The sequence below is a fragment of the Microvirga sp. BSC39 genome (assembly GCF_000739015.1).
In the GTDB taxonomy this organism is placed as follows: domain Bacteria; phylum Pseudomonadota; class Alphaproteobacteria; order Rhizobiales; family Beijerinckiaceae; genus Microvirga.
Genome location: NZ_JPUG01000064.1, coordinates 39,621 through 53,005, shown reverse-complemented (window position 1 = coordinate 53,005; position 13,385 = coordinate 39,621). Strand labels below are relative to the sequence as shown.

Here is a 13,385-nt window from a genome sequence, read left to right as displayed (position 1 = left end):
CTGGGCTATGAGCAGTCACCAAGAGCGCCTGATTGGCCTCTACAAGGCTATAACAGCGGACGATATGCTCGGCGGGTTTATTCGCGTCCATCTATACATCGAATACGAATTGAATTTGTTTATAGAGGCGCGGTTGCCACCAGGCGTAATTGAAACGCTGAAACCTGACTACGACCGAAAGATTAGCCTCGCCATTGCACTCGGACTGCTCCCCGACTTGAAGTCTCCATTGCGTAAAATCGGAGAATATCGGAACCGTTTTGCCCATAACCTCGACCACAAATTATTGCTTTCCGACGTTGACGGGCTCTTTAAGAGCTTCAGTCCGGCAATGAAAGAGATCACTCAGAGGTGGTTCGCTCGTGTGAGGAAACTGCCTAGCGGGGCCGACTATCCTTCTACACACCTCGAAATGAATGGGGCATCTAGACTGCAATTCTATGTCATGCAGATTTGGATGTTCCTCGCTCACGCGAATGACCCAAGCTTTGAGCCTGCAGAGACCCTGCCCCACTACATGGCCGAGTGAACCACCTCTTCACCCCTGCCCGCTATACCCTCTCCATGACCTAGCTAAGAGGCTGTTCGTCAACGCTGCCCTCCTCCACCACAAGAGAGAGGGACATCCTCATAACGACGGTACCCACCTCGTCTCGCACGGTCACCACGAAGGTTCGATGATTCCCGTCCGGGAGCACTTCCCTCGCCATCTCTGGCAAGGCTCTTTGCCCCTCCGACTTGGCCTCCTCCAAGGTCTCGCACTCCAGCCCTACGTCATCTCGAACAAACCGTTCACCGTCAAAAGTGTCGAAGAAATAGCGCGCCATTGGTCCCTCAGCAGTTCAGGGCGTCAATGACGAGCAATGCTCATTGTTCGCAGCGTACGACCAAAGCAGAACGGAACGCCCCCCGCCCTTCGAGGTTTAAAAGCTACGCTGTTGGGAGAGCTGGGGGGCGTATGCAGGACATAGCCACAGAGGACTGGCAAGGCGGTGACCTAGTCATGGTTCCTCTCGCCTGGAGAGACTACGAACTCTGGTCACAAATTCAGGCAACCACCCAAGACCACATCGGCATAACGCTACGAGCGATGTACGGCGATTTTCTCCAGCAGCCTCTGTCGCCTGCTCTGAGGGACGCAGCTTCCAGAGTTGAACGGCGACAGGACACGTTCTGAGAAGCAGAAAAAGAAAGAGCGCCCACGAGGGGCGCTCCGAGTACCTGATCCGTAGGGGCAAAACATTTGGATCAGAGGCCTGCTAACGTCAGCTGAGCCGTCCAGTTCCACAGAATGATCAAATAATCCCCGAACCATGGCCGCATTCCAGCCAAGGTTAACTTTAGGTTTACCACCACCCGTAGGGGCAAATACGGGCCGGGGGCCGCGCTCAGACTCCGCGAGGATCGGGCGCGGCCTTTTCTTCGTTCAACTCTATGTTCATGGATCCATGCAAAACCGATGGCATGACCTACTCCCGTGACACCACCGCCATCTCCGAGCTCACTGGGGCTGATGTGGCTTGCAGGCCAAGATCTCCAAGCGTTTGATCTCAAAATCATCAACGAAGAGATCAGGCGCTCGCTGGCTCAAAGCCACAGCGACCTTGCCGGCAAGGTGAGCATTCCTAGCCTCTTCATCCGGGAAGGCGTCGAAAATCGCAAAGGTATTGTGATCGAACCGCACAGCATACCAAGTTGTTGTACCGGGCTCCTCCTCAACGAGCGGCAGGGCCGAACGGAGAAACTCCGCAGCTTCTTCCTCTTTCCCTGATTTGGCTTCTAAGGGCACATACAGAGCGAGCTTGGTCATAGAGGGGTCCTTCTCGTTGCAAGGTACAAAGCGCTGGATGGGATATGGAGCTATGAGTAGCGATACCTAGTCCAATCAATGTCCTGCCGCTGCAACACCCGCCCCAATCCTCTCTTCACGCCTCCCCGCTATCCCCTCCCATGACCTGGCCGACGAGGCTGAAAGCCTATGCGCCCCCGAGGAATTCACTCTCTTTCAATAGGAACGGTGGTAAATCCCATCCAAACGAAGGGGCGGACGTGAAACAGGCAATCAACAAAGATCGTGAATGGAGCTTCCTGCTTTTCATCATTGTTCTGGGCATCCTTGTCGGCTCCGCTATGGGGGTCGCAGCCAAAGCGATCGGGCCTGTGCTGGTCTGGCTGAAGCCCGCGCCGATCGAGACTGCAAGGGCTAAGCGAAGTCCTTCAGTTCCTTCGAGAAGCTCCCTTGGGATCACCCGAACAACATGACCTACTCCCGCGACACCACCGCCATCTCCGAGCTCACCGGTCAACCCGTCACTACCTAGTCTGCAACCGGATTAGTGTGCTCATCCTTCAGCCGGTGAGGTACGGGCGAGTTCTGCCCGGATCACCTGCGCCGTCTTTGGGCCAATCCCGGGAACAGTCTCGAGTTTGTTCACAATAGCCCTGAGTTGATCAATGGTGCTGACGCCATCCTCCTGCAGGCGCCTCCAGGCTGTCAGGGGCAACCGAAGGCCTCTGATGGGGCCTTCCCAGCGCTCGTCGTGGTGGTTCAGCATCGACTTCACTCCCGCTGGTGACAAGGCGTAACGTGGGAGACCGCAGTTCGTTCGAAACCGTACAGAACTTCACGCACTTAAGATTGTTCAGCCGGCTTCACAAAGGGGAGAAGAACATCGAGACGGTTTGGCACTGAAGGCGGTGCGAGACGGCAGGAAGAGCTGAGCGGAAAAGAAAAGGGCCGCGCCCGGTCTTTTGACCATGTTCGCAGCCCCTGACCCGTGTTTGCCCCTACGGTAACGCCTGTATACTGGCGCCAAAGATACGCAACAATACGCGAAAATACCTAGAGACATAAGTATATAGACCTGCCTGTAGCCGCTGAGCATTAGACGACGCTGCGCCTGAACCCGCACGGCACCAGAACAAGGGGCGCGCGGCGACCTGCCTCATCATCCGTTCGAGGCAGCGACATAGTGCCAATGTTCTCATCCTGCCCCTCGCATCTGAGCGGCCGAGTGATTATCTCATGCATACCGATCCATGGTTTGCCCCAAGGACGAAACTAAGCGCCGTCCTTCGGGAGGCGCTTTCTTTTTGATTGGTACTCTCAACCTTCTCTTCACCCTCCCCGGCCGTCTGAGCTGACGCGCCCGCTTCCCTGTGGACAATGGGGAAAAGCTTTCACCGCTATTGGCTTTCTTCTGCCACTCGCAAATGTTCCCGGTTCGTTCCTAGCGCGTCGGACAGGGCATGCCACAGACCAAGAAGCTGACAGTCGAGCAAGTTTTAGAAGCGAGGCTGCGCTATGCGGCTGGGGAACAGGACTTCAAGAAGCTGGCTGCGGATTACCAGATCAGCCGCTCGACAATCACCAATGCAGTGCTTGGCAAGACCTTCAAGGACCTACCCATGCCGAGGAGCCGCTGACGCCGGTGGCCGAAATGGCAGCACATCACGATCCAACCTTCCAGCTTAAGCACTACCCTCTTCCGAAGCTCGTCGTCGAGTGCATCAAGTGCAAGCGTCAGGGCCGGTTCGACAAGGCTCAGCTGATGGAGAAGCTGGGTGAGACATACCCTGTGCATCAGGCCGTTGACCGGCTGACCAAGGATTGGGAGTGCGATAAACCGGACCGGATCAAGGCCTATGCCCTGCACCCGAATGCTATGTACTGCCTCCCTCACCTTCCCGAGTGGCAGGAGCGTGTCGGTCGCTTCTGGATAGCTGTGAACAGTGGCCGGAAGCCAGACCCGCTCTATGCCAAGCCAGAAGCAAAAGCCCCGCCAGCGTGAGCCAGCGGGGCGGGATGCAAACGCTTTATGAAATCTAGTTACGCATCACTGGAATGCGCGGACCTTGGCCATAGACCTTGACCATAAAAAGGCAGGCTCAATGCATCCGGTCCAAGATCCTGCCGAGCATGCTCTCGATCCGCGTATGGCTCTCCCGTATAGCAATGAGGGTGTAGAGGAGCTCGGTGTCATGCTCCCGGTGCTCCTTGGCCACGCGGGTCGCATCCCGCAGCGTGTCGGCCAGGTGCTCAAGCGCCACCCGGTCAGCCACCGTAACTGATGGGACAATCACATCCTTGGTGGCAGGAGGTGTTGTCTCTTTCCGCTTCCCGAACCATTGCCCGAAGGCTGCGACCATGCCGAGGAAACCGATGCCGAGGAACTGCAGGAAGGCAATTGTGTTCGGAGAAGTGAAGTCGATCATGCTGAACGTGCTGCCTTGATTGCCCCGACATCAACCCACGCTCTCAGCAGGTTCCACATCTCGAGGAGCATGAACCCGCTGTAAGCCCAGAAGCCCGTCCAGACGCCGCCGTTGTTCGCCACCGACACAAGGATGCCTAGGGTGATCTGTCCCCAGAAGACGCAGATCACGAAGGAGGCGAACCCTCGGAAGTGAGGCGAATAGGGGAAGCTGGCCTTGAAGGTCCCGTTCACACGAGGGCGGCCAAACGCAGGAAAGCCGCCAGGAAGCAGACCCAGCTCCACGTGATCTCGTCTGCCCATCGGCTCATCTCAGCGAACGAGGTGGACTTGTCGAAGGTGCCGGGGTCGAGCAGGAGGGTCCAAGCCCATCCCATGAGCGGAATGAGCATGATCCACTCGGAGACGCGGACAGGGAAGTGCTCGGCTATGCCCTGCCCTATGCGAAGAACGGTGCGGTGCGGCATGATCAGGCTCCCAGCGGCTTCCTCGCCTTCCAACGGCCGTAGAGGGTGCCGAGACCGCCCAGGATGCTCATGCCGGCCGGCGAGTAGACCTCCAGCGAGGTTTCACTGTTCGCCGCGGCCGTGCCGATGGTGGCTATGCCGCCGAGGATCGCGAAGATGGCGCCCCAGGTGACGCGGGACTGATACCAGGGCTCGTTGTTCGTCAGGTGCTCAAGGACCGGCTGCAGCTCCTTGGCGACCTCCACCTTCACGACGGACTTTGCAGGAGCCTCAATGGGCAAAGATGGAGACTTGATAAGGCGATCAGCCACCCGGGCGGCAATGTCGAGGATGAGGAGCGGGCTCATGCGAAGATCCTTTTCAGCAGATCAGCGAGGGCAGTAAAAAACCCGCTCGGTTGAGCGGGCTGGGAGACGGGAACCGGTGCAGGTCCAATGTCGGGAGGTGGAGGGTTCGGAGACGGTGCTTGGACCTGCCCCACCATGGCGAGGGCTTCCTTGCGCACCCCCTCAACCCGCTTTGACCAGCCCTTGCCAAAGGTGCCCCAGGTCGGGAGACCACGTAGGAAGTCGAGCCGATCGTCACAGATCCGGTTGATGATGACGGAGGCTTGCAGCGCCTTGATCGCCTTCAGGGTCTGCGAGCCGACCACGCCATCAGCGTCAACACAAACCGCCCGCTGCAGCCACTTGGCCGCACGAGCAGGGCCAGAGTTCACAGCCGCATCAAAGACGCAGTAATCTACGCCGCAAGGCAGATCATCCGCCCTCACTTTGTCCCAATAGTTCCGGCGATAGATCGGGGTCACAGCCGGCACGGTCAGGGACTTGACCTCTGTCTTGGTGGCCTGCCGTCCCAGATAAGCCGAAAGGGTGCCAATGGTGACGCCAAGGTTCGTAGCACCGCCCGGGTCTCTGGGGTGGTCCACATAGCCGCCTTCATGGCGCAGGACGAGCGAAAGCGCCCTCCCGAATGTCTCGGTAGTCATGGTGTCCTCGTGATGTGGGAATTGGGCGGGACGTCCTGCGACAGGCCGTAGCCTTGCTGACGGCTTCAGAACCTAGGAAAATAGGTCAACGATCAGTGACTCGGGGGCAAAATGTACCGTTGTTTCTTCCTCGCAGCAGTCTGCCTTACGCCTTTGGCTGCTCACGCTCAGGACCCCAAAGTCTGCGCTGCGCTGTCAGACGATAAGGCCCGGCTGGAATGCTACGATCTGGCTCACCGCAAGACTGCCAATGTGACGAGTGCCAGCAAGTGGCAGGTCAGAGAGGATAAATCCCGGCTAGATGACTCCAAAGAAGTGTTCCTGTCGGTCTTATCCGCGGAGCCCGTCCGCGGGAAGTACGGGAAAGAGAAGTATGGGTCGCTGCACATCGCATGCCGCGAGAAAGCGACGAACATATACTTTGTGTTTGGTGATCATTTCATGTCGAGCCTGCAAGGCGCTGGAAAGGTCAATGCTCGTGTCGATACAAACACTCCAAAAACAATCTCGATGATCGAGTCCAACGATCATTCTGCTCTTGGATTATGGGGCAATCGAACGGCAGTCCCTTACATCAAGGATCTGCTAGGCGGGAAGTCTCTCTATATCCGTGCCGTGCCCTACAACGAGTCCGCCGTGGAGATGGACTTCCCGATCGCTGGGATTGAGGAAGCCATCAAGCCACTGCGCGAAGCCTGTAAGTGGTAATCTCAGGCGCTAGGCGCCAGGATCTCGGAGGCCCGCTCAGCCCCATAGGCCTGCTCTGCAGCTGCCACGAGAGCCGGCCAGAACTCATCATCCGATGACAGGTATTCGGCCGCGTCGAAGATCGCCTGCAGCCGAGGCGGAAAACCTGCCCTGATCTGCAGATAGGCCTCGTACTCGGCATCCGTCATCTTGCGGAACATGGGAGCCTTGTAGACGTGGATCGGGCCAGGAGCGGGTGGCGGCGGCTCGTAGTCAATCGGCATTCCATTGACCAGCCGCACACGGCCAACTCTACTCGCGACATCCGCATAGATCTCCCGATCCACTTCGGTAGCGCCCTCCTGCAGCTCGTTCGATGTCACTGCAGTCCGCACCACGCCAGCCTCATCGCAGACGACTTGGTAAATCATGGTCATTGAAGCACCTTACCCGTTGAGCACGCTGAGGACCTGCCCCCGTGGGACAGTGCCGGCGTTTACGTTGGTCTGGTAGTGGAACAGGGATGCCTTGTAGGAGGCGCCGGGAGTGAGGCCGGTGACAGCAAAGGATATTGCGCCATTCGAACGCCCACGGGGCTGCCCGGAAGCAAGATCGACGTACCGGACGATTGATGTGTTAACCAAAGTCCCGCCTGGCGAAGTGACAAGGCGGATGAAGCCAAACGCCGTCGTTGCGCCAGCGACCGTCTGTTCTAGTTCCCAACTGCCGGTGACAAGCGCATTCGGCCCTGTGGCCGTGAACGTCAGGGAAAGCCCCTCGGCGGCGTTGCCGATGCCGGAGGCCGTCAAGCCCGGCTCAGTGCCGCCGCTCGCATGGAAGGCTGACGCAGGAAACAACCCAAGCAGGGTGCGCGCCTGTGCAGCGGTCAGGTCCTCCGGATCTCCTGTGCCAGCTGATGATCGACCTTTGAGCCTCGCAGTAGGCATATCGGCCAGTTTGGCGTTCGTCACAGCGTTATCCGCGACGGAGCCGTTTATAGCAGCATCGCGTGCTGCCTCGGCCGCGATCCGGGCGGTGTCGGCGGCTTGACGATCTGCCTCAGCTTCAGCGGCGGCTGTCTGCGTTGCCTGACGATCGGCATCGACGTTGCTCTCGATCTGCTGGAGAGCGAGGAGAGCAGCGGCAACAGCAGCGGCATCGGCATTGATGTCCGCCGCCACTTCCTCGAGGTTGTCCGGAATGGCCTTCAACCGCGCTAGGTAGTCTGAGACGCGAAGCGCATACACACGCGGGTCCGTATGCCTGACCCAGCGCACCATGAAATACGGCACGTCCGTCAGCGTCGGCCCTGTCCAGGGCTTGGCAAGCCGGATTTGGTTGATCGCAAGCACCTCCTTCACCACTGACATGCCGCTTGTGCCGTTGTTCGGGAACACGAAGTCAAAGGGCAAGACAGCCGGATCCCACGCGACCAGATCGCCCGTCGCGATATCCGAGCCGTTGGTCAGCGTGATCGTGCCGTCTGAATAGAAGAAGAGGTTCGGGTCTAGGGCCATGGGGAAGCTCCCGGCCAAGAGGGCTTGGCCGATGGTTCAGGCGTGAATTGTGGAAAGGGTCAGCGGCCGAGCGTGATGCCGTTCTCGGCAAGCAGCTTGCGGATCTTCTCAGCCGTGAGGGCCTTGCGCACCTTCAGCTTCAGGGCTGTACGCTGGTCTTCCTGGGCCTCGTCGGCCTCAGCGAGTGCGATAATCTGTCGGGCAATGTCGTCGGCCTTGATGTGCCGACGCTGGGCTTCCCGGTTAAGCATGGCCGAGGGCTTCCCGCCGAGGTGCTGCTCGGCGCGGGCGACCTTGCGGGTGTAGAGCGCCATGCGCTGGCGAACCGGGTCGAAGTGCCGATCAATGGCCTGCTCTGCCAGGTCGCGGAGCTGATCGACGGAAGGGCCGAACTCAAGACGCGCCATCTCAGGCACCTTTCTCGGTCACGTCGATCACGAGCGAGACCGGCTGATGCGGGAAGGGGTCGAAGCTGACCGCATAGGTGCCGGTGACCCGGAGCACGAGCTCAAGATCCTCGCCATCGGCTTCCACCGTCTGCCCGCCTTCAGGGCCGGACACGGTCACGACGACACCCGCAGGAATGCCGGAGATCACCGTCACCTTGTCGCCGCCTTCCGTGGTCTCGGTCACGCTGTAGTCGAGACTGGGGCGGATAGTCGGCACGCCGTCAGGGAAGAACCAGAACTCGGGGCCGAAGGGCGGTACATCCCAGGCCAGCCCCTCCTGCTCTGATCTCACCTTCTCCAGCACGTCAGCCGGTGCCGGATAGGCTTGATCGAGATGGCCGAGATACCGGCCCTGGTCGTCAGTATAGAGGATCATTCAGAACTCCAGTGCGGCCCAGCGGACATCGATGTCGCTGCCGCTATAGTTGCGAATGCTGATGGTGGTTGAGGTCCAAGAGATGCCCCATCCGCAGCTTTGAACGTCGCCGGCAGAGTCATCGCCCTGAAACCGGAATGGCGTTACCCACTCGTTGACCATGTCGTTGACGTAATTCCAGCGCTCGGTGGGGTTCCCGTTGTTGATCTTGGGGTTTCTGATCCTCAACACCCAGCCTCCGGGGGGCTCCTGTGACATCAGGTTCCCCGGGAAGCGCGATCTTGCCACGCCAATGCACAGGGACGGGTTAGCGCCGTGGGCATACGATTGAACAAAGGGCTGATCCGGCGCGGGCGCGGCCGACACGATGCCAGTACCCGTAGCCGCGACCCGCGCCGGGATGTTGTCCGCGTCGAAGATCAGGGCGTCCAAGCCCGCCGTCGCTGCATCCAATCCCGGCTGTGACACGCGGAAGCGATACCCCGAACCATATTGCCCAAGGATGATGCGCCGTGCCATCTCAGTTCTCGGTTTTCATGACGGCGAACCAGCGGGCCGTCGTACCCGCGGCCGGATAATTATTGTTGTAGGCATCGAGCACAGCCCGGATGAAGAAGCCGGATGTGTCCGCCTGGGTGCTGACGGCTTGCGGCTGCGGGTAGTTCGTCAAAGGACCGGCGAAGACGAGCGGGATCGATGGGTAGGTGTCTGGGAAGGATACCCGCGCCGATGCCCCTCCGCTCGGGACTGTGACCGTGCCAGAGGCGAGCACCATCCCCGCCCGTTCCGTCATGGTGAACAGCAGGTTTGCATCCGACGCCGTCAGGGCGTCATGGCCCGCCTGGGAAATCCACAACCCATAGGCAGACCCGCGCAAGCCCATGACCATCCGCCGCGCCATGATCAGCCCTGCTCCAGGGTGTAGAATAGGGCTCTGTCCCCGGAGGACATGCTCCAAGATCCCCAATTATTCGCCCGGATCAGTTTTACTCTGTTGGCCTGCACGACGAGGCAGGTATCGGAGCCATAAAAGACGCCGTTGTTGCTGCCGCCGTTGTATTCAAAATAGCGGTACTGATTGAAAAGCACGCGCCCGCCTGTCTTATAGGCCATGAGGGTCGGAGGCGAGTTGGGGAATGTCTTACCGAGGCTGACCCACGCACCGAGCGCCGAAGCAAACCCGGCCGCCCCGACCTTCGCCCGCGCAACGCGCTGAGCTGAAAACGAGATCTGCCGTTCATTGTTCACGTCCGCCGTCAGAGCGTCAAAGCCCCTGCGCGAGATCCGGACGTCATAGGTGCCGTTGGGCATGCGCCCCATCACAACCCGCCGCGCCATCAGGAGTTGTCCCAGATTTCGAAGCGCTGGTTCGGGCCGTCGATGAGGAAGCCCCCGCTGGTATAGCTCTGGCTCGATCGGACGGTACCGATGTCAGCGGCGATGGCCGAGAGGTTGGTCACGTTGATCTGAGGGGCGTTGATGCTGCCGTCACCAATGAAGTCACCGCGCAGCACCATGCGTCCGACCCCGTTGCGGGTGCTGAGCGAGAAGACAGCCTCTGCTCCGAAACCGCTACCTGGAGCGCCGACCAGCAACTTATCGACGGCGATCTTCAGTTCGGATTGGAAGCCGCCCGGGCCATTGGCCCCGATGAGTTGCAAGCCGGTGAAGTAACCATCCGAACCGACTGTCACCTTCCAGGCCCCGATAAGCTGCCCGGTCACGTCCGCGACCGCCGTGAAGCGCTCCCCGACCGTGATGGACCCATTGTCGAATTGGGCCACGACATCCGTGCCAAAAATCGCCAGGGCTTTATCGGCTGTGACCTGAACTTCGGCCACTTGGAGGATCGCTGCTCTTCCGCGCTCGTCCGCCTCCTCGGCCACGACGCGGGCTTCGCCGGTCAGGTCCGCGATTTGGTCGAGAAGGCCGAGGCTCTCCAGATCCCGGCTGAGTTCCGGAATGAGGTCGTCGGGCTGGATCTTCATGATGAAGAACGAATTATCCAGCACGAGCGGCGGCGGGCTGACGATCACGACGCTGAAGGCACCGATCACGTTGGCTGCCGTGACGCCAGCGACCCGGAGCCGGATCGTCTGAGCGCCCGCCACGATGGCCTCGAAGGTGGTCTTGTCACCGCTGTAGGCCCGCACCCACGTTTGCCCGTCGTCATAGGACACGTCCGCGATGTAAGTCAGCGCCCCCTTGGCCGGCTGCCAGCCTGCCTGGAGGACGAGGTTCATCCCCCGCTGGTAGACCTGGGCTGCGAGCGTCGTGACAACCGGTATGGATTGCGAGAACACATCGGGGATAGTCGGCAACGGCTCGACACCCGTCTCGACCACTGAGTAGACAGTCGGATCATCTACGACACCCGAGAGGGTAATGTGCTCCCCATCCGTGTCGGGCGTTCCCTCGGTGATGAGCACGCGGAAGGTGCGCGGCTCGCCGGGGCTGAAGGCGACGGTCGGACGGTCGGCCAGATCTGACCGAGCGACGGCATCGGCCAGGCTCATGCCCTGCCGCGTGGTCTCGCTGGCGAGGTCTGTGGCGTTGACGATGGCGATGCGGTCGGACGTGCCGCGCGTGACGCGCACAGGCCCCCACGGCTGCCCGTCCCGGCGCCGGATCTCGACGTAATGGTTGCCGGTAGCTTCCCATTCGAGGTCGTGGTCGAAGGTGATCGCCCGGGTCGTGGCGTTGTAGCTGACGAGCTCGGCCGACTGCCCCCAGGTTTCCGGCTCCTCGCAGGACAGCACGACCAGATCGCCGCGCTTGAGCAGGCGGCCCTCGGCCCGGACCGTCCATGAGACCATGATGCGCCGCTTGGCGTTCTCGCCGGCCATGAAGCGCACGAGGCCTGCCGCCTGGCTCCTCTTGGTCACGCCGGGGAGTTGCACGCGGGCGGGCTTGGCGAGTGTCACGCCATCAGGAGCGGACGAAACCTCGGCGGGCCGGTAGGTCGTCTGATCGATGTACTCGCCCACGATGCCGTCAGCAATGTCGTCATCGGCCAGGGTGTAATCGATCGTCAGGCTGTCCTTCACGATGTCGTAGTCAGTGAACATCATGCGGGGGATGCCGCGGGGCTCGTCGCGCACGATGGTCAGACGGTCGCCTACGGGCGCTGGCATTGCCCTGCCCGCCTTAAGGATCGTCTCAAGCGCATCGTCGAGGGTCTGAGGCTCTTTGAAGACGTGATCGAAGGTATGGCCGAGAGAAGCCCAAAGCTGGTCGTAGGCATAGAAGCTCTGGAAATCGATCTGGTCGAGCGACAGCCCCGCGCCATAGTCGGAGTTGCGCCAGATATCGAGCGCCGCCCAGGCGATGGAGCGGGAGGGCTGCTCCTCAAACCCCGAGCCGGTCCAGACCGGGATCTTGCGGGCAGCGAGGACGCCGACTTGACCGTTCATCACGCCCGACAGCGCCTCGGAGGCCTTGGCCCGAATGGCGATACACGTCACCCGCGGGAAGGTGTTCGGCCCGTCGATGTGAGCGCGAAGAGCAGACCACACAATCTGATCGGCCCCACCGAACCGGGAGTCCTGCTCCATGTCCTCGATCGGCTGGTTGGTGCGCCGCACCCGGACCTCATAGCGCCCGTTGCCGACTTCGATGCGCTCAGTCAGGCGGATTTGCGACTGCTTGGCGTAGCTATACGTCTTCGTCCAGACAGTGGTCCATGCCCCGGTCGGAGCGCCGGCCGCATTGACAGTGCGGGTCTGCACCTCGACGCCGACGCTCTGTGTGCGCACCTCGCCTTTCCATGTCCAGAAACATCCGGAGGGGAACACGAAGTCGAGCAGCAGTTCCTTGGCCTGGGTCTCGGGGGCATTCGCCGTGAAACCGGGGCTGAAGGTCTGCTCCAGTTCAATGCCTGAGACCTCGGACGCCGTGACCACGTTGACCGGGAACAGGTTCACCTTCTCGCCGGGATTGACGATCTCTATCCTGATCCCAGGGAAGGATGAGTTGTAGCCGCCCGCCTTCGTCCAGATGCGGGTATCCGAGATCCGAAGCTCCTCGATCTCTGCCTTCCCGCATGTCACGGCTAGAAGAGCATATTCGGTCATGTTGTCGCCGTCGAACTCGCTGTACTTCGGAGCGGCGAAGTCAGGGAAGGTGAGTTGGCGGCCATAGAGGACGGGAATGGGCTGGAGCGGGCGGGCCTGGTTGCCGCCGAAGCCGAAGGAGTAGAGATCATCCTTCTCGGCAGTCTGGCCGCCTGCCTTGGGCTTGAGGAAGTGGCTGATCGCCATCGCGCCGCCTGCGATGAGCAGAGAGGAGCCGATGGAGGCAGCCATGCCGGTGAGGCCGATAGCGCCCATGGCCCAAGGAGCAAGCGCGGTGAGCGCCACCATGGCGACGATTGCGCCGATGCTCTTGGCCGAGGATCCGCCTTGCCCACTCATGCCGCCGAGCGGCCGGCTGACGAACTCGACGTTATCGTTGGCCGTCAGCTTATGGGTCGCCCATTCGGTGCGGCCGTAGTAGACGCCGTTGACCTTGCAGACGGTCGGCAGATCAAAGCGCCAGCCCGCCTCCGCAAGAACCTGCTCGACGGTCGGCTTGCGCTTGCGGGTCTTGTGCTCGGCAATGGGGAGCACGAGGCCAGCCTCGGGAACGCGAACGTCGTCGCGCTCCGGGTCGAAGACGAGGAGGTTGTGCTTGATTGCAAGGGCCATGA

At 60.6% G+C, this 13,385-nt stretch carries 20 protein-coding genes; 5 read left to right on the top strand and 15 right to left on the bottom strand.

Translation table 11 applies throughout. From position 1 onward, the window contains the following. Nucleotides 1-7: 7 nt before the first annotated feature. On the top strand, nt 8-529 hold the full coding sequence (locus tag MA07_RS14025) for a hypothetical protein (protein ID WP_036351818.1): 522 nt from the start codon (nt 8-10) through the stop codon (nt 527-529). Between the two features lie 40 nt (nt 530-569). On the opposite strand, the gene MA07_RS14020 is transcribed toward MA07_RS14025, so the two are convergent. Further along, entirely contained in the window at nt 570-827 is a 258-nt protein-coding gene (locus tag MA07_RS14020) for a hypothetical protein (protein ID WP_036351815.1), read from the bottom strand. Between the two features lie 674 nt (nt 828-1,501). After that, a complete protein-coding gene (locus MA07_RS14010) occupies nt 1,502-1,810 on the bottom strand; it encodes an antibiotic biosynthesis monooxygenase (protein ID WP_036351809.1) in 309 nt (102 codons plus the stop codon). A 239-nt stretch (nt 1,811-2,049) separates the two neighbouring features. On the opposite strand from MA07_RS14010, the gene MA07_RS29650 reads away from it, so the two are divergent. From MA07_RS29650 to MA07_RS14000, 3 genes are all read left to right on the top strand, one after another. Continuing rightward, nucleotides 2,050-2,262 carry a hypothetical protein gene (locus MA07_RS29650; protein WP_152568871.1) on the top strand — a complete coding sequence of 71 codons (213 nt, stop codon included), beginning with the start codon at nt 2,050-2,052 and terminating at the stop codon, nt 2,260-2,262. Nucleotides 2,263-3,249: 987 nt separating this feature from the next. Continuing rightward, the gene (locus MA07_RS30500) at nt 3,250-3,426 is read left to right on the top strand and encodes a hypothetical protein (protein WP_200879370.1); all 177 of its coding nucleotides are present in this window, start codon (nt 3,250-3,252) and stop codon (nt 3,424-3,426) included. Between the two features lie 14 nt (nt 3,427-3,440). Further along, nucleotides 3,441-3,791, top strand: a complete 351-nt coding sequence (locus tag MA07_RS14000) for a hypothetical protein (RefSeq protein ID WP_036351803.1) — start codon at nt 3,441-3,443, stop codon at nt 3,789-3,791. A gap of 97 nt (nt 3,792-3,888) precedes the next feature. Here MA07_RS14000 and MA07_RS13995 read toward each other — a convergent pair whose 3' ends face one another. From MA07_RS13995 to MA07_RS13975, 5 genes are read right to left on the bottom strand one after another with little or no spacing between them, the layout of a single operon-like run. Next, complete coding sequence (locus tag MA07_RS13995; protein WP_036351800.1) at nt 3,889-4,215, bottom strand: hypothetical protein; 327 nt, start codon at nt 4,213-4,215, stop codon at nt 3,889-3,891. Next, complete coding sequence (locus tag MA07_RS13990) at nt 4,212-4,448, bottom strand: hypothetical protein (protein WP_036351799.1); 237 nt, start codon at nt 4,446-4,448, stop codon at nt 4,212-4,214. The genes MA07_RS13995 and MA07_RS13990 overlap by 4 nt, the downstream gene beginning before the upstream one ends. Beyond that, nucleotides 4,445-4,681, bottom strand: a complete 237-nt coding sequence (locus tag MA07_RS13985) for a hypothetical protein (protein WP_036351797.1) — start codon at nt 4,679-4,681, stop codon at nt 4,445-4,447. Before MA07_RS13985 ends, MA07_RS13990 begins: the two co-directional genes overlap by 4 nt. 2 nt (nt 4,682-4,683) lie before the next feature. Next, entirely contained in the window at nt 4,684-5,028 is a 345-nt protein-coding gene (locus MA07_RS13980) for a hypothetical protein (protein ID WP_036351795.1), read from the bottom strand. Then, nucleotides 5,025-5,669 (bottom strand): glycoside hydrolase family 108 protein, encoded by a 645-nt coding sequence (locus MA07_RS13975; protein ID WP_036351793.1) that lies wholly within the window; start codon nt 5,667-5,669, stop codon nt 5,025-5,027. Before MA07_RS13975 ends, MA07_RS13980 begins: the two co-directional genes overlap by 4 nt. A gap of 111 nt (nt 5,670-5,780) precedes the next feature. Here MA07_RS13975 and MA07_RS13970 point away from each other — a divergent pair, with 111 nt between their 5' ends. After that, a complete protein-coding gene (locus MA07_RS13970; RefSeq protein WP_036351791.1) occupies nt 5,781-6,377 on the top strand; it encodes a type VI secretion system-associated protein TagO in 597 nt (198 codons plus the stop codon). 2 nt (nt 6,378-6,379) lie between these two features. Here MA07_RS13970 and MA07_RS13965 read toward each other — a convergent pair whose 3' ends face one another. Genes MA07_RS13965 through MA07_RS13930 form a run of 8 tightly spaced genes read right to left on the bottom strand, consistent with a single transcriptional unit; the run spans nt 6,380 to nt 13,383 of the window. Then, nucleotides 6,380-6,793, bottom strand: coding sequence for a hypothetical protein (locus tag MA07_RS13965; protein ID WP_036351788.1), 414 nt, complete (start codon nt 6,791-6,793; stop codon nt 6,380-6,382). Nucleotides 6,794-6,802: 9 nt separating this feature from the next. Continuing rightward, nucleotides 6,803-7,873, bottom strand: coding sequence for a hypothetical protein (locus MA07_RS13960; protein WP_036351785.1), 1,071 nt, complete (start codon nt 7,871-7,873; stop codon nt 6,803-6,805). Nucleotides 7,874-7,932: 59 nt separating this feature from the next. Then, on the bottom strand, nt 7,933-8,280 hold the full coding sequence (locus MA07_RS13955) for a hypothetical protein (protein ID WP_036351782.1): 348 nt from the start codon (nt 8,278-8,280) through the stop codon (nt 7,933-7,935). Nucleotide 8,281: 1 nt separating this feature from the next. Beyond that, entirely contained in the window at nt 8,282-8,698 is a 417-nt protein-coding gene (locus MA07_RS13950) for a hypothetical protein (RefSeq protein ID WP_036351780.1), read from the bottom strand. Then, nucleotides 8,699-9,217 carry a hypothetical protein gene (locus MA07_RS13945; protein ID WP_036351777.1) on the bottom strand — a complete coding sequence of 173 codons (519 nt, stop codon included), beginning with the start codon at nt 9,215-9,217 and terminating at the stop codon, nt 8,699-8,701. A 1-nt stretch (nt 9,218) separates the two neighbouring features. Then, nucleotides 9,219-9,599, bottom strand: a complete 381-nt coding sequence (locus MA07_RS13940) for a hypothetical protein (RefSeq protein WP_036351774.1) — start codon at nt 9,597-9,599, stop codon at nt 9,219-9,221. Nucleotides 9,600-9,601: 2 nt separating this feature from the next. Further along, entirely contained in the window at nt 9,602-10,036 is a 435-nt protein-coding gene (locus MA07_RS13935; protein ID WP_036351771.1) for a hypothetical protein, read from the bottom strand. After that, complete coding sequence (locus MA07_RS13930; protein ID WP_052003161.1) at nt 10,036-13,383, bottom strand: host specificity factor TipJ family phage tail protein; 3,348 nt, start codon at nt 13,381-13,383, stop codon at nt 10,036-10,038. Before MA07_RS13930 ends, MA07_RS13935 begins: the two co-directional genes overlap by 1 nt. Nucleotides 13,384-13,385: the final 2 nt, after the last annotated feature.